Genomic DNA, 18,508 nt, shown 5'->3' on the forward strand with positions numbered 1-18,508 from the left:
TTTTACTATAGCATATATGACTACATTTGTCTAGCAATACTAAAGACTACATTTTTTCTGGGACTTGTATGCCCAAGAGCCCTAGCCCATTTTTCATGACTATTGTAAAAGATTTTGTTAGAGCGATTTTGTATGGTGAATATTCATCAGTAGTATCGACAATCGGTGTTTCTGCATAAAAGCTATTAAACGCACTCGCAAGCTCTATCAGATACGTCGCTATGTGGTGTGGCGCATAACTCTCCCCTGCACGTACAACAATTTCAGGAAAACGATAGAGCAAGTGTTCGAGTAAACTAACTTGGCTTGGTGCTTGGCCTGCATCGATTGCAATCCCCTCTGCTTCAGCTTTCCGCAAAACTGACTTGGCGCGCGTCGCACTGTATTGAAGATAGGGTCCTGAATCACCCTCAAAAGAAATCGACTTGTCGAAATCATAGACTATATCGCCACCAATAGCCGAACGCAGAATCGCATATTTGATTGCCGCAACCGCCACTTGCGTGACGACTTCCTCGCGCTCAAATGCAGTAAATGCCCGCCCCTGAACACGCTCAAGGATCACCTGCATTGCTTCATTGAGTAACGACTCACCGGTAACCACATTACCTTTACGTGAGGCCATTTTGCCTGATACGAGGCGCATCATGCCGTTGGTGATATGCATCGTTCTATCTGCCCACAATGGCTCAATTTGGCGCATAGCCTCTTTGACCACTTTCATATATTCACCTTGCTCAACAGCTGTCGTAACAATAGAGAGATCAGGGTTTTCATACGCAAATTTCTGCTTAGTCAAACCAAGCTCTTTGGTCTCATAGGTTGGTAGCCCTTGAGAGTTCACGAATACGCGTGTGTGAAGCGCTGGGTTATATTTCTCACCGTGAAAGACAACTGCTCCATCACTTTTCTCAAAAATTCCTTTCTCGAGATATTCATTCACTATCGCAAGACCGATCGGCGCCATCTCACTTTCAAAAAAAGAATAATCAAACTTTGTTCCGAGTATTGTGTAGAGTGATTCAAATGCAGCAAGTGTTACACCTCTGCCCCAGTCATAAAGCTCGTTGATTTTGTCTTCACTTCGATCGTAGATTTTTTTATTAATCGCATCTATTTCTTTTTTAGCTTCAACATCATTTTCGTATGCATCGTTACCTTTGGCATAGCATTCGCCGATATAGAGTGCTTGCGCCGATATAGCTTCGAGTTCAGCTGGCGTAGGATTTTTCATGAGACCATATATCGCTTTCGCTACGTGTGGTCCGACGTCACCTTGGTAGTTGGCACGGATTACTTTGGCACCGTGGTATTCGACAATTCGTGAAATGGATTCACCAATCGCATTCGTCATTAAATGTCCAATATGAAATGGCTTAAATGGGTTCGGTTGCGTATACTCAACCATGACTTTTTTCCCAGAAAGTATTTCGTTTTTACCATAGTTTTCATGTGCCTTGAGTATTGCCGCAACTTCATTTGTAAAAAATTCTCTACTCAAGTAGAAATTAATAAATCCAGGACCTGCAATTTCGATTTTCTCGATTTCTGGCAGTTTAGTTTTCTCAAGTTCAGTAAGTATAAGCTTGGCAACGTCTTGTGGAGATTTGCCGAGTGGTTTTGCAAGTGCGAGTGCAACATTGGTCGAGTAGTCACCATGAGCAAAATCCCCGGGGTGGTCGAGTTTTATCTCTGATTCGCCAAGGTCAAGAGCTGTGAGGGCGGATTGTATAAAGGTTTTAATAGTGTCAGCAACCATAATGCACAGTCTAGCATATAAAAACCCCTTTGTTATAGGAGTTTTTATTACATTTTATTTTATTTTTGTCGTAATACTTTATCGATCTTCCTCGCTATAGTTAGCATATCTTTTTCTTTTTTGCCTCTAGTTGTCTCAGCTGGAGTACCGAGTCGTATGCCTGAAGGATCCATCACACCACGAGGATCTTGAGGAATGGTATTCATGTTCACAATAATACCTGCACGTTCGAGGCGATTACTAGCGTCTTTACCTGAAACCCCCTCACCATTCATCCACGTATCCATGAGAATAAGATGTGAATCTGTTCCTCCTGAAATTATCCGCCAGCCGAGTTTTTGAAGTTCTTTAGCAAGTGCAGCCGCATTTTTAACAACTTGCTTGGCATACTTTTTATATTCAGGTGTCATGGCTTCTTTGAGTGCAACTGCAACACCTGCAATATTATTCTCATGCGGACCACCCTGAAGACCTGGGATAATAACCTTATCGATTTTCTTATCAAATTCTCGCGCATCGCGCTTTACGAATATCATCGCCGAGCGCGGTCCACGAAGCGTCTTGTGTGTCGTCGTTGTGACAATATCTGCATATGGAAATGGTGATGGATATACCCGACCTGCTACGAGTCCTGCAAAGTGGGACATGTCGACCATAAGAAGTGCATCTGAAGCATCAGCAATCTCACGGAATTTCTTGAAATCAACGATTCGCGGATATGCAGTAAAACCCGCAACGATAATATTTGGCTTTTCTGCGATAGCGATTTTCTTCAGTTCTCCGTAATTCAATAATTCAGTTTTCGGATCTACTTCATACGGCACCTGCTTCCAGAATTTACCTGTCATTGAGACACTCTGTCCGTGGGTCAAATGTCCACCGGAGGAGAGCTTCATACCCATGATCTTGCCACCTGGTGGTACAAGTGCAGCATAGACAGCAAAGTTTGCTGGTGATCCAGAAAGCGGTTGTACATTCACATGCCATTTTTCTGGTGTAAGTCCAAAAAGTTTGAGTGCTCGTTCGATCGTCAAACTTTCAACTTGGTCAATAATACTATTGCCGCCATAGTAGCGTCGTCCTGGATACCCTTCAGCATACTTATTGGTAAGCTCTGAACCCAATGCTTCGAGCACATCTTTGGAGACATAGTTTTCTGAGGCAATCAAATTAATCACGCTTTTTTGGCGCTTTTTCTCCGCATCGATTAATTTTTTGATTTGAATGTCTTTCATTTATTTTCCAGTGCTCCCAAACCTGCCTTCACCTCGAACAGATTCAGAGAGTGCATCAGCTTCTTCCAATGTTGCAATCGTAACAGGGAAAAGTATAAGCTGAGCTATTTTATCTCCTATCTCTACGGTATATGCTTCCTTGCCTACATTCATAAGCTGGACGTTGTATTCGCCTCGATATCCAGCATCATACACTCCACCCATGGTGTGGAGACCTTTCTTGGCCATACCGCTTTTATCTTTAACGATGGCAGCATACCCTTCTGGAAACTCTAATGCAAATCCAACAAAAAATATGTGCTGATCGCCTGGTAATAAAGTCATTGATTCCCGAGAATACATATCAAGACCAACATCTCCAGGATGACTATAGCTTGGTAACTTAGTATCCGAATATAGTTTTTTTATTTTTAATAACATAGCTTAATCTTAACAAAAAAGTTGAAATAGTAAGATTTGACAAGTTATTTTTTAAAGTGTAAGGTGAAGACAAATTTAAAAACATGAATAACGAAACAAGTGACAATTCTTTTGTTGTAAATCTTGAAGCAAACGCACTTCACCGAAAAAATGCAATCGAGTTTGCAATAAAACACATTTCAACTGATAAACGGATTATAGTTGTTGATGGTCTTGATCCTCAAGACAATGCAATGATTCAGGCAGTTTTATCTCGTGACCCAAAAAGTGTTCTCCCTCATCTAGAGAAACTCAAAAAGGAAGGTTCTGGAAAAATTATGGGACTCTTTTATGTAGGTTATGGCCATGGATCAATAGGTCAATGCGGACATACAACAATCTTCTTTGAAAATGTCTCAATGCTGGTTGCGAAAGCTGTGCAAGATTCAATAATGTATATTGGGCAAGAATCAAGTACTCGTTATCTAAATATGTCATTGCAGGCAACAAAAAATCCCGCCGGAACAATCTTCGGAGAAAATCTGCAAAAAGAAAGCATGGATTTCTATGAACAAATTCTTGCTGATCTTATTCCAGAGCTTACTGCACGTTTCCCAATGCCTGAACATAACGAAACTGATGTAGACAAAATACAGAGAAAAGTAACAGACTACAAAAAGAGTATCAAAGCAAAAGCATTTGATATTGCGCGAGGTTTCTTGCCAGCTGGAGTAACTACATATGTTAGTTGGCATACTAGCCTTCAAAATGCTAAGAAGCAATTGGATTACTTAACGCAACATCCTGTGGCTGAAGTATCTGTACTTGCAACACAAGCTATGCAAGCAATGAAAGAAGTGTACCCAGAAAGTTTTGGACACAAAGAACATCCAGAACAAACTGTCTATCTTGCTCATCTTGCTGGGAAATATGCTTATTGGGATTTAAAATATGATTCATTTTCTATTTTAAAGAATACGCTGAGCCCACATGAATTATGTCAATATGAAGAATTAATGACGAAACGACCTGAGTACGCCGAATTACCTTCTTTCTTAAATGAATGCGGACAAATTCGTGCAACATTCCCACTTGATTTTGGATCATTCCGGGATATGCAGCGGCATAGACCATGGGTAAATAAAATGCCTTTGCTGCATACTGATTTCGGATTTTTTGAATGGTATTTGGAACAGCTACCACAAGTACTTCGTAATAGAGCCGAAAAACATTTGGAGAAATTCGAAGCAAATCTCCAGGAAATAAAACTATCCCGAGAAGAGCTACAGAATTACATACTTATGGGTTATACGGTGCAAACACAAACAACTGGCGGATTGCCACAATATGTGTATGTTTGCGAATTACGTACAAAGCAAACAGTACATCCAACTTTCAGAAAACCTGAACAACAAATGGCCACATACCTACAAGAGTGGTTTAAGGAAAACGTTGGATTTGATCTCCCATTATATGTAAACATGGATACGGATGAATTCAGTACGAAACGCGGAACACAGGATATTGTGAAGAAAGAAGTTATATAGAAAACACCCGGGATCAACTGATCCCGGGATTTTTATTTTTCTGTCTCTATTTGTTTTCTTCAATTAAAATAAGTGCGAAAAGTGCATAATTAGCTATATCCATATAATTTTGGTCGATCCCTTCTGAGCTACCCGACCCATTAGATTCCATTTGTCGAATACGGATAATCTTTACCAAAATTTCGTCTGTTATACTCGGTATTCTCATCTGTCGCCACGCTTCACCATAATCATGATTTTTCTTTTGCATTAATTCGAGGATTGCTTGGCGATATTTTTTAAATGAAGCTAGTATCTTTTCCTTACTAACTGACTCAGGAATGATTGTGTTACCAATTTCAAGCTGCATTAAACTACAGATAGCATAATTAAGAATACCTTGAAATTCATCTTTGATCGAATTCCCTTTTCCTTCAACCAATTGCTCTTTCTGTATTTGCAATGACCGGATTCGATTGGCTTTAATAAACAATTTATCAGTTAAAGATGAAGGCCGGTACCAAAGAAATGATGCATTATAGTCACCTAATTTTGATTCAAAAATACTTTGAGCAAGGTCAAATTGTTCCTTGTACTGAGCATCCGTATTAGTTTTCATAAAAACAGTTTCACTAACATTATCTTGTTCAATGCAAAAAGTCAAAACCCGACCTTTTGGTCGGGTTTTACTCTAAAAAAGTTTAGAGTATGAATTGTTTTGCGAGTCTGGCACCAATCTGCTTTGCATATGTTCCGCTTGTTTGAGCATATAATTGGCTTGGAATATCCGCCATTTGCTCAAATTGCAATGATACAATTGGTTGTCCGTGATATAAACAGGTTTTCTCATAGACTCTAACTTCCAAAGTCATAGTATTACCCAATGTTTGATCATCAAAGCAATATCCAAATCCAGGATCAAAAAAACCAGCATAATGAGTTCTAAACTCCCCAAATCGTTCATCGATTGCTTTTACTTCTGCGGCAAATCCAGGCGGAATCGAAATACGCTCAGGTGTGGAAAGGATGTAGAATTTATCTGGGTCAAGTTCAATATATTTTGCTTTTTTAATTGGCTCAAAATATTTTTCCCATGACAAACAACTTATACCTCCCAAAGGAACTTCTGTTTTTGCTTTCTTTGCTTCATACCCAATAATATCTGTTTCATCATGACCCAAGCAATCAACCGAGAAAAGAATGTACCCATGATCTCCACCGCCTGTAAGAAAACCTCCATCAAGCACTGGTTCATCGTACTGATTTTTCAGCATGTGAAATTTAAACTGCAGTGACATAATCTCAAGCTCTGAGAGTCGAGTATCACTTGTCATTATACGCAACTGACTAGCTGAATCCTTGCCTGGTACATATGATATTGGAAATACTTGGGGTCGTAATAAATTCCAATGCTGACCAGACCACCCATGTGGAATTGAATCATATTGAGCAACACTATCTGCAAGTAATCTGGCATGAAGAAATGTTCTGCCGGTTGTAGACTTAGGATTTGCATATCCGTAAATCTGACTTGGAAAATTAAACATTTCTTCATGTAACACTAGATACTTTTCCCCTGGAATAAGCGTGCCACCTTTATGACGTACACCACCCATTTCATTTTTTATAAGCTTGTACACACTTTCTCCTGGCTTAGGAAATATTACTCTTTTGATTTTATAGCACTCTTCACTTAATACCAGATCAAGAGATGCTGGCCCAGGTGTTACTTTTGAATTTCGTATGAAATATGCTTCTTTCATTGCATTTATAGTCTGGTACGGCAAAGCTCCATGACCATCCTCAATAAGCCTTAATTCTTTTGTTTTCATAGAATTGATTTGCACTCACCCTACCAAAAAAAACACCTAATTACAAGAAATAGAAAAACGGCATCATGTATCATGATGCCGTTTACTTATTTCGTGAATCCTTCGGGGATAGGTACTTCTTTTTCTGCGAAATATTTCTCCCATATTTTATTCAATTCTTCAATTATGTGAGATACATTCGTGTAACTCACAAAAGTGTAGTTATGCCTCTTCCTCTTGTACGTCCGCACAAAGACACTGCGTTCACCGTAACCCGCCTCAGAAATCGCGAGGACATATTTCTGACTGGCAGCGTGCATCGTCAGCATCCCTACTTCATTTGACGGTACCGTCATAATTGAAACAACAATGTCAGCCTTTTCGATAAGGCCGAGTTTCACTTCAATAAACTTTTCATGGTCAAACATTTCAGGCATTGCGACAAATTCATATTTCTCTTGTTGCAAGATATATTCCTTTAACTCATTAATTTTATCCTGAAACCAGGGTTCAATTTTGCTGGTTGCATGAAGAAGAAGGATTTTTATTTTCATTTTTGAGACAATTTTGTTCGGGGACAGTATAGCACCTACAATTTTGAGTGCAAGAAACCCGAAGCCTTTGGCTTCGGGTTTCTTTGTAAACTATCCTTTCCTAAAAGGACTTAATTATACTGTTCAAGCACTTGCTCCTCAACATTTGAGATTTGTAGAATGCCACCAGAAATATCAGAGACTTTGACTCCACCTATCATTGCTGTTATGCCAATTTTGTAGGTCCCATTTTCAAGGGTTGTCGGAAGGACGACATTTTCAGATTTATCCATGATGGTACTTGAGACAACGGTGGTAATTTTACCAGTTTGTTGATTGCTCATTTGGATTGTTCCTGTACTAGTACCTGCGATATTACACGTACTCCATCCCACATAAAGACCAGCACCAGCAGACGCACTTAGGATTTGACCTGGATTTAATGAATTAATTTTGAGTTGGGGAACTGATGGCTGGCAACCAGTGGTAAAAGAGAGAATTTCTCCTTGCTTTATTGTTGAACCATACTTTGCATAGGCTTGGAAGTAATATGTTTTGTTGTTTTGAATCAATGCTGGTCCGATAAGAAATGCAGCAGTATTCATATTGCCTACTGCATAACCGGATGTTTTATGAGACAAGTTAGTTTGTGATGTTCCCCATTGAAACCATTGCTGAGAAGGCTTGGTGCCTGCATACGTGGCATTTAAGCTAGCCCAATCATATCCTACACCTGATACAGCCTTAGTAACTATAGTTCCAGCCTGACCAGTACTTCCTATCTCTCCTCCAGTTGTCTGACCAGATGTTGTTCCACTTGTACCAGATCCATTAGAAATAGTGCCTGCAGAACCAGAAGTTGTAGAGCCACCTGTTGTAGCGATACCACCCGCCCAGCCATCAAGTTCAGGATCACCTCCCTCAAGAATATCTTTTTTCCAATCATTATAGACCAAACCTTCCTGATTTGCCTGACGATCAGAAATATTGATAAATATAAAATATCCTGCGATTGCAATAATGACAATCAAGAGAAAAACTCTGACCGAACTGTATTGTGGATCTTTAAAAAAATTCATAATAAACATTGCTCACATATATTTATGTGAGTACTAAATTAATAAATAAATTTCGACGAGAAACATATCGTATGAATTGTAAGATATTTTGCATCCAGAGCACAATCATCGCTGTGGATAATAAAATTATGGCAAAAGTAAAAACTGCCTTTGGCAGTTTTTACTTTTGCAAATGAGTTGTTAAGCTCTATATTTATTTTACAATATCGATACCTGCTGACCGAGCTGAGCCTTCAACGATTTTCATCGCACCAGCGAGGTCTTTAGCATTCAAGTCCCTCATTTTCTTTTCAGCGATCTGCTTGACCTGCTCTTTGGTAATCTTGCCTACCTTTGAGGTATTTGGTTTGCCTGAGCCTTTCTCGATACCTGCTGCCTTCATGATAAGACCGGCCACAGGAGGTGTTTTGACGACAAAGTCATAACTGCGATCTTCATAGACGGTAATGTGAGCTGTCACAGTCTCCCCGGCAAATTCCTGAGTAACTGCATTAAATTTCTGCACAAAGTCTCCTATGTTAATACCCGCTTGGCCAAGTGTTGGGCCTAGAGGTGGTGCTGGAGTCGCTTTGGCGCCCATTGCTCGAACTTTTACTTTTTTGATGATTTTTTTAGCCATATAATTATTGCGGAATAAGAAGCATATCCGATTGCTCTACCTTACTCTAAATCTTCTTGACTTGCAAGAAATCAAGTTCAACTGGGGTTTCGCGACCGAACATTGAAACAAGGACTTTAATCTTACCTCGCTCATGGTCAATACCGTCAATTCTGCCTTCAAGCTCTTTAAACGGTCCATCATTGATACGAACGATTTCACCGACATCGAGATTGATGTTGTGTTTAGCAGTCTTGGCGCCTTCCATCTTGCCGAATAGTGCAGTAATCTCTTCTTGATTTAGTGGCACAGGATTAACACCCGCACCAACGAACCCAGTAACTCGAGGAGTATTTCTAACCACAAACCATGAGTCATCAGTCACGATCATGTCGACAAGTACATATCCTGGATAGACTTTTTCTTCAACTTCGACTCGTTTGCCGCCTTTGATCTTGATTTTCTTTTCTGTCGGCACTATAACCGCAAAAATCTTATCATGCATACCGAGTGATTCAATACGCTGCAATAAATTACGCATAACTGCGTTTTCATAGCCAGAATACGTATGTATTGCGTACCAATTGCGTGTCCCTAATGTTTCTTGTTTTGACATATAGTTAAAATGGAAGAATTGTTTCTAATCCTTTTGAGAACAAGAAGTCAAACAAACCTAAGAGGTACGCTAAAATACCAGAGATAATGAGGACAGCAATAGTTAAGAGAATTGCCTGTTGTCTGGTTGGCCAAATAACATGTTTGAGTTCTGCTTTTGTTTCTCGTAAATAGGTGATAATTTTCATATTTATTAAAAACCGCCCCGGAGGGCTTAATACATTCATAGTAGCAAGCAAGCCTTCTGAAGTCAACATGCACAAAAAAACCGCCCTTATGAGCGGTTTTTTTGAAATTGCGTTTATCGAATTTCGTAGGTAATCGTTACGCTTGAGGTTATTTTGTTCTCACCTGCTGGCAGCTGTGGTGCCTGAGATTCATTGGCAACACTATCCATAGTCATACCTCCTTTGGCATAGTACATAGGCATTGGATAATTGCCGGATTCACTAAAACCAACTACGCCGACAATTTTTACACCTAATTCTTTGGCAAGTTCGTCGGCTTTGGCTTTAGCGTCATTGATAGCATTAGTACGAGCTTCTGCCTGAAGAGCTGTATCATCATCAATAGTAAAATTTGGACCAATTATTTCTGTCATACCTGCTCTAACCAATGCTTCAATAACATCGCCTGCTTTGCCTGTATCACGAACCTTAACTTCGAGTGTCTCTCGGATTTCATAGCCTGTAATTTTTGGATTTGAAGGACACCCCCGATCATAGTAGCCATAGCATGTCTCATAGACTGGGTTGGCCATGTAACTTATAGTTTTAACATCAGTCGATAAAATGCCAAGCGCTTCCACTGCTGCTAAAGCTTTTTCTTCTCGTGCAGTTGCATTGCTTTGTGCGTCACTAATAGTATTTGCTTTTTCAATAACAGTAAAATCAATAGTTGCAATGTCAGGAATTGCAAATACTTCTCCAGTGCCAGAGACATTAATTGTTGTTCCTGCAACCCCGCCTACATAGTGATAAGCTTTGGCGGTATTAAGAAACTGCATAAAAAGAAACAATACCAGAGCAACAGCTCCAGCTGTAAGGATATAAAAAAGTACTTTTTGTTCTTCGTGTTTTATGGTAATCATATATTTTCTATGGCGTATGGAAGAATATTTTCTTACATACTGATTAAATAATAATTATACATGCACATTGCTAACACTATCAACGGGAGCCTTAGGCTTTGTGCTTTGAAAGAATTTCTTTGTTTCTGCGTATGGATCAACTCCAAGCAAAGTTTGCACTGCACCTTCCCGTTTCGCGTGACCAGAAAGAGCTACAATAAACCGAAGCATTGTCCCAATCCCTAAAAATACATAGATGATAGTAAATATTTTAGCAGCATCAGTACTTGGTACCAATTGCCCCCCGGCGCCGACAGTTGAAAGTGTGGTAACACTAAAATATAACGCATCCAAATATTTCCAATGCTCGACAAAATGGTAAAATATTGAGCCTGAAATTAAAAGTATAACTAAAAATGTCAGTAAGCTCCGAAGCTCTCGATCACGCAATACATCTCGCATCGTTCTCGTAAAGCGCACAATCATAAGAATAAAAGTTGCACTCATGACTGCCTTACTTAATCGCAAGCAATGTCACATCAAAAATAAGTGTAGCATTCGGAGGAATAGTCCCCGGAATACCTGACGGACCATAAGCTAAATTGCCTGGAATAACAAGCTTGCGCTCTTCACCAACTTTCATACCGGCAACACCCTCATCCCAACCTGCAATCACCTGATGCGCACCTAAAGGAAAATCAAACGCCCCTCCGTGATTGGCACTAGCGTCAAATATTGTTCCATCTTCGAGCATACCAACATATGAAACAGAGACAGTCTGGCCGCTTGCTGCTATAGCGCCAGTGCCTTCTTTTATAATGGTATATCTAAGACCACTTGCAGTTGTTGTTTCTTGCATATCTAAAGTATTTGATTGATTGGTAGTATCCTCAATTGAGGATGAACGCTTATGCATACCAATAGCAATCGCTAAAATAATAAGAATACCCATAATAGCACACGCACTCATAATTTGCTTTTTATTCATATGCTCTAGTATAACGTTGCAAATTGGTAAAAGAAAGTATGCTACACTAATTCCATCTTAGGTAAAGAGATACAAATCACTATGCTTACACAAAAAGATTTACTCACAGGTAAATCCAACAACTCATGCCAAAGAAGTCCTCAGTGATATTGAAACGCTTCGCTAATAATAAAAACCCTGCTTAGCAGGGTTTTTATTATTAGCGAACTATTGAATATTAGTATTTAATTCGTCAAAATTCGTCGCATCGAGATCTTCTGATATATCATTAAGCTCATCAGAATAGGTATCATTTCCAGACTGAATTGATGCTTCTTCCTGTATGACTGTTGGTGCTTCTACTTTTTCGCGTTGCATGAAGAAGTACACGCCGCCCGCGATAATAATAGCAATGACAAGTACAATCGCAAGCGATGAACCTTTTTTGTTTTCTGGCTCCATATTTGGCAAAGTGTTAGATGTGTTTGTATCCATATAAATAATTATTGTGTGCTAGTTGCTTGATCGAGAATAGTATTTGTTGTTGTATTGACAGGAATATCATTGGCCGTAGGTGAAATAGTCGTAGTATTTTTTACTTGCCCAGAAGTAGATCCTGAGACTCCTAAAACAGCTTTCATATTTTCAATAATCGCTGTCAGTGCTTTCTTGGCTGTAGTAATTTCTTGACGTAATGCTTCTGCTTTGCTTTTTAGGCTGCCATCAGCATTTGTATCTGTTGTTGCTGAAGCTTGAAGCGCCGCCAAATCTCTTTCTGCAAGATCTATAGCATTGTTAGCAGTTTCCAACATAGCTTCAAATGTACTAGTATCACGGCCGGTTGCTTGTACTTTGGCAATCCTACTTTCTATCCGAGTAGCAATCTCATGTAACATCACAATTGCATTTGTAAAGCGCTCTGTTACATTTTCTCGAACCTTAATTATCTCCCCTGCTTTTTCTTCGCCAAATTTTTGACTGAGCATATCTTTGCGCGCGGCGAGGCTTGATTTAAAAACTGCTGTATCACCTTCCATTTTTGTTACCCGTGATTGCATAAGCTTTTCTATCTCAGCCCTATTTCTAGGAACAGGCATGGTCTTGGCCTGACTATTAGATAGGGGCAACAGTTTTGTTTTTGGTACCACTGTGTCGGTATTAGTTCCAGTATTTGTATCCATCTCAGTATTCGTCGTACTGACACTTTGAGTTTCAAGCTTTGGTGGCATCATATTGTTACCCGGTAATCCAATCGCATGAGCACCATGGGCGGAAACCATAAAAACCATAACAAAAATAGCTATATATGTTTTCATTTTTATGAAATTAAATTATAAGAGGCACTATAAGATGTGGCTTACAGATACCAGTGTAAGTATAGCAAACAAAGCAAATTAGCTATCCACATCTTTAGAGTTTCGAGAAGGACTAGCGGCAAGGCCTTGCCAGACTTGTTCCCATTCTGCAAGTTCTTCACAATGTACTTTCCTATAGAGAGAGAACGCAAGGGGTGTTTCTATTTCAATACTTTTATTTTCTTTTGTTTTCATGCCAAAAAATAAGAGTGGATCAACAGCAACTATCACATCTTTCTTACGGAACTCCATCTGGATGTGCACATGAGAAATAGTGCCATGTATATTGCCTGTCTTTCCTACGCGCCCAAGCGCGCGAGTAGCTTCAATAGGCAAAAGCGGATACGTATGGAAACTTATTTCACGCAGAAACTTCTGACGACGATTAAACTTAACCGTAAATTTTGATAAATGCATATACAGACTATACAGAACAAAACCGTCTTCTGTTTTTATTTCTGGGTGTGATAACAATACATATTTGCCATTTGTTTCGTTAAATCCAGAATATTCAAAAATACCAGATGCTATTGGATAGACCAAGGTTCCAGTGCGGTTGGGAATATCAATGCCAATATGGAAATAATTCGACTTGTGTTTGATTGGATGATAGCGAAAACCAAAATAGCCGAAATGCTTATCAATCTCTCGACTGCCGCGTTTTATAGGAAATTGCAATCCATCTAGTCGTTTGACTATTTTGTATAATTTCTCCCAGAATTTTTTATCTTTGTCTGGAATATAGTGCTCAATTTTTGAAGCATAAACACCAGGGCGTTTTTGTATGTGCTTTCCAATTGGTGGCAACAAAATCACGATACTTAAAGTATACTCCAGGTTTTTTGGGTTACCAACCTGCTTTCAATAAGCTACTATCTTAACTATTTTTCTCGATAGCAACAACTTCCCCATCGCGGAGCGTAATAATCCGATTAGCCAAATGGGCATACTCATCTTCGTGGGTAACCATAATAATGGTCTGCCCTTCTTTGTGTAAATCTATAAAAGCATCAAGCACGGCTCGAGACGTTTCGCTGTCTAAGTTTGCAGTCGGCTCATCAGCAAAAATAATTTTTGGATTATGCGCAATCGCTCGCGCAATAGCGACTCGCTGCTGCTGACCTCCCGATAATTGTGACGGTAAACTGTGCAAGCGATTACCAAGACCAACTCGTTCAAGCGCCTGCTCGGAAGCAAGCATCGCTTCGGATGTTGCAGCACCTTGCATCAAAAGTGGTAAACTCACATTCTCAAGTGCAGTGAGCGAAGGTAATATTGCATAGTCTTGAAAGACATAGCCCAAATGTGCAAGACGAAATTCTGTTCGCTCATGACTTGAAAGATCATTAGTGGCAATACTGTCAATAAAAATTGTGCCACTTGTTGGATGATCTAATAGTCCTAACTGATACAAGAGTGTACTTTTCCCTGATCCAGATCGGCCGGTAATAGCAATAAATTCTCCAGTCTCGACCCGAATATCAATATTTCGAAGCGCAGTAACAGGACCTGCACCACTTTGAAATGTTTTAGTTAATTGTTTTGTTTCGATCATATAATTATCTGCCAAGTATGGCATCAAGTGTATTTTGTTTAATGACAATTCTCGCAGGGATGTAGCCGGCAATAATAGTTGCTACAAAAAGTATAATAGCTCGCACCAGTGTCCCGGATATTGTGGCTACTAAAATACCATCTGAAAATGGAAAATCAATCGGATGTGCTGCAATAAGAGGCTTAAGAAGAAGAAAGACAATGAGCACACCAAATCCGACACCTGCCATTGAATAGAAAAGTGACTGCATAACATACGAGAATTGTATTGCTTGCCCAGAAATACCAATACCTTTCAGTATGCCAATAAATCGTCTGCGGGTAATGGCATTGACGAAAATAACAATGAATATTGTAATCGATGCTACCGCAAGACCGATCGATCCAATAATATTTCCAATGAGTGCAAATGTGAGTTTTATATCTTTAAGAAATTTAGGCTGAGCTTCCTGCCAGGTTTGAATGCGGGCATTTTCTGCGACACCCGAAGCAACAAGCGCTGCCTTAAACTCATCGGCCATCTTTGGGTCTGCAAGCTTGATCACAATTTCATCAAGATTCAGATCGCTTCGTCCGATTAATTTCCTGATTTCTGTATCAAGCATAAAAATTCTCGAGTCAACCTCACCGACTTTGCCTTTGATAATACCCTTTACTATTACTTCACGAGAATTACCAGCAATATTGAGTCGCACCTTGGATCCGACTTCTACATTTTTGAGTGTTTGAAATCCAGGGGAATCAATCGGCGTATATTTAAAAAGTAAATCACCTCCTATTAAAATACTGTCAGTATCACCTGGCTCTAAGTATTCCCCCTCTACAACGAGCGAACCAAGCCCAGTAACTTTATCTTCGTTAACTGGATCAATACCGGCCACTAACCCACCAGCACTACTAATGATTTGATTTGGTTTGAGCGTCTCTTTGTAATTTGATTCAATTTTACCACCCTGCGTATAACGTCCAGTATAAGCCACAAAGCCGGGTATAGTTTTTATAATATTAATTATTTCAGAACTTTGATCGATATATGAGCGATCAGAAAAAGGTGAAATGATAATATCACTCGTATAGTGGATTTTATTTGCCTCTTCAGAACCTTGAATGAGTCCAACGAGAATACCCGAGACAACAATGAGATTCAGAAACGTAAGTGTCATCACAAAAATAATAAGTCCTGTCGTCCATTTGTTGGCATGGATAATGTCACGATAAGCCAAAAAAGCCCCAACCTTTAGGGATATTCTGGTTTTCGCTAATTTACTCATACTCGATTTCTGCATACAACGTACTATAGCAGAAAAAGCATGTATTCATACTAGAGAGATACTACTTACTGTTCTACACACCGTGATTGCACGAGCCACTCATGAAGATATTTTAATATGCTTATTTCTACTACTTGAATATTGAAACCATAATTTTGCAAGCTCAACAAGTGCCACATTGAGCACGAGCCACACGCCGACTACCCAGAGCCACGAGAGTGGTAGTGGTGCTATACCAAACACTTCGCGCATAAATGGTATGGTAATTGTCGCGATCAATATGAGAAATGCAATGAGAACACTCAAGTTGAGTTTTTTGTTTGAGAAAACATTGTACGAAAAAAGTGGGCGGTGCAGACTTCGAAATGAAAAGGCCACCACTAAAATATATGAAGAAAAACAAACAAAGAATATTGAGCGCGCGACCGGTACAGCAAGTCCGATCGATATAAGCCACCAATAAAGGAAGAAAAGGAGCACTGAAGTCATTACACCAATACCAAGGGAAATCACCTTGACCTCTTTTGTAAATAAATCTTTTGCAAATGAATGATGATTTTTTTCCTTATCAAGATCTTGATCAAACGCAAATGCGAGTGCTGGTAGACTACCTGTAAAAAGATTAACCCAAATAATCTGTAGCGCAGTAACAGGAAGCGCGATGCCCGCGACCAAGCTTCCACCGACCACAATGACCTCATCCAAAGAATTAGACATCAGGTACATAAACGTTTTACGTACATTCGCAAGAATCCGTCTTCCTTCATCGATTGCCATAGTAATGGTCTGGAAATTATCATCAAGTAACACCAGATCTGCTGCACTTTTTGCTACATCACTTCCAGACCCAAGTGATACTCCAATATCCATTGCTTTCAATGCTGGGGCATCGTTTACACCATCGCCTGTCATTGCCACCACCTCACCTAAATCCCTATAGAGCATACCCACCCGCAACTTGTCTTCTGGTGTCACGCGGGCAAAAATCTTGATGCGTGGAATAATTTCTTTCAATTCTTCGTCATTCATTGTATGAATGTCATTACCTGTAATTATTTCTGTATCCGTCACATGCCAACCAAGCGCTGTTGCTACCGCAAGCGCTGTACCTCGCAAGTCTCCCGTCATAATCACGACTCGCACACCTCGTGCCTCAATCGTGCGAATCGCTTCCGGCACCTCTTCGCGGATCGGATCATGGAAAGACAAGATACCTTTAAATTCAATGTTGGTTATTGCGTCCGGATGCATGCGCGACACTTCTTCGTGCCTGAGTGTACCGAGCGCGATCAAGCGCTCGCCGCGTGAGCTAGTCTCATGGATCCATGATTCAATACGCAAATATTCATCTTTCCCGATCGCTGCTCGTTTGAGCAACACATCGGGAGCTCCCATCACTATATACATGCGGTCATGCGAGGACACTGAAAATTTATTGGTCGAATTGAAAGGAATATGCAAAAGTGATTTTTTGGAAAGCATTGAGTCGATCGAAATGTGGTGCAGAAGGCACGCCTTTGCAATATTCACTTCAAACGGCCGTCCGATAAACTTCCATTCGCTCTCGGGTGATTGTGGATTTTCAACAACCACATCTATGTTGGAAAGTGCGAGTGTCAAAATACTTTTTTGTTCCGGAGAAAGATGCGCAAGATGTCCTGAAGTATGCGAGGGCAGAAGAAGAACCGAGACTGGATACACGCCGACAAGCTGCATGTCGGCTTTGGTAAGTGTGCCTGTCTTGTCTGTCATGATCATCGTCGTAGATCCAAGTGTCTCAGCTGCTGCGAGTTTCCGCACCACGCCCTTCCTCGCTGCAATACGCTCGGCGCCGACCGCAAGAATCACTGTAAGCGCTATCGGCAATGCTTCCGGAACAGCACCGACGGCAACAGCAAGCGAAAGTACGAGCATATTAAAAATTGGTTCACCTTTCAAAAGCCCCAGGACAAAAATAGCAACTACGATCAGAATCGTGATGCAAAAAATAAACCATGACAATTTCTTAATGCCAGTCTGTATCGGGGTGGGGGCGCGGTCAATCGAGCTGACGATCCCAGCTATCTTCCCGATTTCAGTATGTATGCCCGTATGCACAACGAGCGCAGTTGCAAAACCTTCCACAACAAGCGTCCCTGCGTGGACCATGTTGATGCGGTCCGCAACCAGCACCGCTTCGGCAATCTGATCAACCTTTTTTTCGATCGGGAGCGATTCACCAGTCAGTATGGCTTCATCGATACGCAGATTGTTTACAGAAATAAGCCGTGCATCTGCCGGTACTCTCGAACCATACGATAGTTTGATAATATCTCCAGGGACCAACATCATCGAGTCGATTTCTTGTTCGATTCCCTCACGCATAACTCGCGAACGATCCTTGATGTAGGTCGCAAGCTGATCGAGCGTGTGTTCAGCGTGATACTCGCGATAAAATCCAAGTCCCACATTTACCACAACCGCGCCGATGATGACACCCATGTTGACCCATTCACCGAGCACCCCGGTAAGTACTGCCGCTCCGACGAGTATAAAAATCAGCGGACTTGCAAACTGTTTTGCAAGCAATCGCGTCACGCTTGCACGTTCGCGTCTTTGAAAATCATTACTGCCATACTCTGCCACCCTCGTAGCTACCTCTACCTCTGTGAGGCCTTCAGGACGTGCTTCTAATTTCCGCAATAATTCATCAGCGGTTGCAAACCATGGCGCTGAAATTGATACTTTTTTATCCATA

Annotated in this window: 20 protein-coding genes; 1 reads left to right on the forward strand and 19 read right to left on the reverse strand. The window is 40.5% G+C overall.

The annotated features are described in order from the left end of the window. Positions 1-46: 46 nt before the first annotated feature. The 3 genes from argS to dut are packed head-to-tail and all read right to left on the reverse strand — an operon-like array spanning position 47 to position 3,414. Complete coding sequence (argS, locus tag IPF86_01020; protein ID QQR50489.1) at positions 47-1,759, reverse strand: arginine--tRNA ligase; 1,713 nt, start codon at positions 1,757-1,759, stop codon at positions 47-49. A gap of 59 nt (positions 1,760-1,818) precedes the next feature. Continuing rightward, on the reverse strand, positions 1,819-2,994 hold the full coding sequence (locus IPF86_01025) for a serine hydroxymethyltransferase (GenBank protein ID QQR50490.1): 1,176 nt from the start codon (positions 2,992-2,994) through the stop codon (positions 1,819-1,821). Beyond that, positions 2,995-3,414 (reverse strand): dUTP diphosphatase, encoded by a 420-nt coding sequence (dut, locus tag IPF86_01030; GenBank protein QQR50491.1) that lies wholly within the window; start codon positions 3,412-3,414, stop codon positions 2,995-2,997. 83 nt (positions 3,415-3,497) lie between these two features. On the opposite strand from dut, the gene IPF86_01035 reads away from it, so the two are divergent. Next, positions 3,498-4,940 carry an FAD-dependent thymidylate synthase gene (locus tag IPF86_01035; protein QQR50492.1) on the forward strand — a complete coding sequence of 481 codons (1,443 nt, stop codon included), beginning with the start codon at positions 3,498-3,500 and terminating at the stop codon, positions 4,938-4,940. 46 nt (positions 4,941-4,986) lie between these two features. Here IPF86_01035 and IPF86_01040 read toward each other — a convergent pair whose 3' ends face one another. From IPF86_01040 to IPF86_01115, 16 genes are all read right to left on the reverse strand, one after another. Further along, on the reverse strand, positions 4,987-5,538 hold the full coding sequence (locus IPF86_01040) for a DUF1599 domain-containing protein (protein QQR50493.1): 552 nt from the start codon (positions 5,536-5,538) through the stop codon (positions 4,987-4,989). 82 nt (positions 5,539-5,620) lie between these two features. After that, positions 5,621-6,751: a 2'-deoxycytidine 5'-triphosphate deaminase gene (locus IPF86_01045; GenBank protein QQR50494.1), complete on the reverse strand. Its 1,131-nt coding sequence runs from the start codon at positions 6,749-6,751 to the stop codon at positions 5,621-5,623. 86 nt (positions 6,752-6,837) lie between these two features. Further along, positions 6,838-7,284, reverse strand: a complete 447-nt coding sequence (locus IPF86_01050; protein QQR50495.1) for a hypothetical protein — start codon at positions 7,282-7,284, stop codon at positions 6,838-6,840. A gap of 110 nt (positions 7,285-7,394) precedes the next feature. Next, the gene (locus IPF86_01055) at positions 7,395-8,342 is read right to left on the reverse strand and encodes a hypothetical protein (protein QQR50496.1); all 948 of its coding nucleotides are present in this window, start codon (positions 8,340-8,342) and stop codon (positions 7,395-7,397) included. Between the two features lie 193 nt (positions 8,343-8,535). Then, the gene (gene rplK, locus IPF86_01060; GenBank protein ID QQR50497.1) at positions 8,536-8,961 is read right to left on the reverse strand and encodes a 50S ribosomal protein L11; all 426 of its coding nucleotides are present in this window, start codon (positions 8,959-8,961) and stop codon (positions 8,536-8,538) included. 46 nt (positions 8,962-9,007) lie between these two features. Continuing rightward, the gene (nusG, locus tag IPF86_01065; protein ID QQR50498.1) at positions 9,008-9,556 is read right to left on the reverse strand and encodes a transcription termination/antitermination protein NusG; all 549 of its coding nucleotides are present in this window, start codon (positions 9,554-9,556) and stop codon (positions 9,008-9,010) included. Positions 9,557-9,560: 4 nt separating this feature from the next. Continuing rightward, positions 9,561-9,743, reverse strand: coding sequence for a preprotein translocase subunit SecE (gene secE, locus IPF86_01070; GenBank protein QQR50499.1), 183 nt, complete (start codon positions 9,741-9,743; stop codon positions 9,561-9,563). Positions 9,744-9,856: 113 nt separating this feature from the next. Beyond that, positions 9,857-10,645, reverse strand: coding sequence for an SIMPL domain-containing protein (locus IPF86_01075; GenBank protein ID QQR50500.1), 789 nt, complete (start codon positions 10,643-10,645; stop codon positions 9,857-9,859). Positions 10,646-10,699: 54 nt separating this feature from the next. After that, positions 10,700-11,110 carry a two pore domain potassium channel family protein gene (locus IPF86_01080; GenBank protein QQR50694.1) on the reverse strand — a complete coding sequence of 137 codons (411 nt, stop codon included), beginning with the start codon at positions 11,108-11,110 and terminating at the stop codon, positions 10,700-10,702. A 28-nt stretch (positions 11,111-11,138) separates the two neighbouring features. After that, the gene (locus tag IPF86_01085; protein ID QQR50695.1) at positions 11,139-11,594 is read right to left on the reverse strand and encodes an FKBP-type peptidyl-prolyl cis-trans isomerase; all 456 of its coding nucleotides are present in this window, start codon (positions 11,592-11,594) and stop codon (positions 11,139-11,141) included. Between the two features lie 225 nt (positions 11,595-11,819). Next, on the reverse strand, positions 11,820-12,086 hold the full coding sequence (locus IPF86_01090; protein ID QQR50501.1) for a hypothetical protein: 267 nt from the start codon (positions 12,084-12,086) through the stop codon (positions 11,820-11,822). 8 nt (positions 12,087-12,094) lie between these two features. Then, positions 12,095-12,907, reverse strand: coding sequence for a hypothetical protein (locus tag IPF86_01095; GenBank protein ID QQR50502.1), 813 nt, complete (start codon positions 12,905-12,907; stop codon positions 12,095-12,097). A 78-nt stretch (positions 12,908-12,985) separates the two neighbouring features. After that, a complete protein-coding gene (locus IPF86_01100) occupies positions 12,986-13,756 on the reverse strand; it encodes a M23 family metallopeptidase (protein QQR50503.1) in 771 nt (256 codons plus the stop codon). Positions 13,757-13,823: 67 nt separating this feature from the next. After that, complete coding sequence (locus IPF86_01105; GenBank protein QQR50504.1) at positions 13,824-14,501, reverse strand: ABC transporter ATP-binding protein; 678 nt, start codon at positions 14,499-14,501, stop codon at positions 13,824-13,826. 4 nt (positions 14,502-14,505) lie between these two features. Next, entirely contained in the window at positions 14,506-15,786 is a 1,281-nt protein-coding gene (locus tag IPF86_01110; GenBank protein QQR50505.1) for an ABC transporter permease, read from the reverse strand. A gap of 84 nt (positions 15,787-15,870) precedes the next feature. Beyond that, the gene (locus IPF86_01115; GenBank protein QQR50506.1) at positions 15,871-18,507 is read right to left on the reverse strand and encodes an HAD-IC family P-type ATPase; all 2,637 of its coding nucleotides are present in this window, start codon (positions 18,505-18,507) and stop codon (positions 15,871-15,873) included. Between the last annotated feature and the right edge of the window lies 1 nt (position 18,508).

The organism is Candidatus Nomurabacteria bacterium, assembly GCA_016699085.1.
Classification (GTDB): domain Bacteria; phylum Patescibacteriota; class Minisyncoccia; order Phycocordibacterales; family UBA9973; genus CAZLWF01.

Excerpts from the sequence above, each read along its gene's own strand:
- argS (QQR50489.1), bottom strand. The coding sequence starts at position 1,759 with ATGGTTGCTGACACTATTAAAACCTTTATACAATCCGCCCTCACAGCT.
- IPF86_01025 (QQR50490.1), bottom strand. The coding sequence starts at position 2,994 with ATGAAAGACATTCAAATCAAAAAATTAATCGATGCGGAGAAAAAGCGC.
- dut (QQR50491.1), bottom strand. The coding sequence starts at position 3,414 with ATGTTATTAAAAATAAAAAAACTATATTCGGATACTAAGTTACCAAGC.
- IPF86_01035 (QQR50492.1), top strand. The coding sequence starts at position 3,498 with ATGAATAACGAAACAAGTGACAATTCTTTTGTTGTAAATCTTGAAGCA.
- IPF86_01040 (QQR50493.1), bottom strand. The coding sequence starts at position 5,538 with ATGAAAACTAATACGGATGCTCAGTACAAGGAACAATTTGACCTTGCT.
- IPF86_01045 (QQR50494.1), bottom strand. The coding sequence starts at position 6,751 with ATGAAAACAAAAGAATTAAGGCTTATTGAGGATGGTCATGGAGCTTTG.
- IPF86_01050 (QQR50495.1), bottom strand. The coding sequence starts at position 7,284 with ATGAAAATAAAAATCCTTCTTCTTCATGCAACCAGCAAAATTGAACCC.
- IPF86_01055 (QQR50496.1), bottom strand. The coding sequence starts at position 8,342 with ATGAATTTTTTTAAAGATCCACAATACAGTTCGGTCAGAGTTTTTCTC.
- rplK (QQR50497.1), bottom strand. The coding sequence starts at position 8,961 with ATGGCTAAAAAAATCATCAAAAAAGTAAAAGTTCGAGCAATGGGCGCC.
- nusG (QQR50498.1), bottom strand. The coding sequence starts at position 9,556 with ATGTCAAAACAAGAAACATTAGGGACACGCAATTGGTACGCAATACAT.
- secE (QQR50499.1), bottom strand. The coding sequence starts at position 9,743 with ATGAAAATTATCACCTATTTACGAGAAACAAAAGCAGAACTCAAACAT.
- IPF86_01075 (QQR50500.1), bottom strand. The coding sequence starts at position 10,645 with ATGATTACCATAAAACACGAAGAACAAAAAGTACTTTTTTATATCCTT.
- IPF86_01080 (QQR50694.1), bottom strand. The coding sequence starts at position 11,110 with ATGATTGTGCGCTTTACGAGAACGATGCGAGATGTATTGCGTGATCGA.
- IPF86_01085 (QQR50695.1), bottom strand. The coding sequence starts at position 11,594 with ATGAGTGCGTGTGCTATTATGGGTATTCTTATTATTTTAGCGATTGCT.
- IPF86_01090 (QQR50501.1), bottom strand. The coding sequence starts at position 12,086 with ATGGATACAAACACATCTAACACTTTGCCAAATATGGAGCCAGAAAAC.
- IPF86_01095 (QQR50502.1), bottom strand. The coding sequence starts at position 12,907 with ATGAAAACATATATAGCTATTTTTGTTATGGTTTTTATGGTTTCCGCC.
- IPF86_01105 (QQR50504.1), bottom strand. The coding sequence starts at position 14,501 with ATGATCGAAACAAAACAATTAACTAAAACATTTCAAAGTGGTGCAGGT.
- IPF86_01110 (QQR50505.1), bottom strand. The coding sequence starts at position 15,786 with ATGCAGAAATCGAGTATGAGTAAATTAGCGAAAACCAGAATATCCCTA.
- IPF86_01115 (QQR50506.1), bottom strand. The coding sequence starts at position 18,507 with ATGGATAAAAAAGTATCAATTTCAGCGCCATGGTTTGCAACCGCTGAT.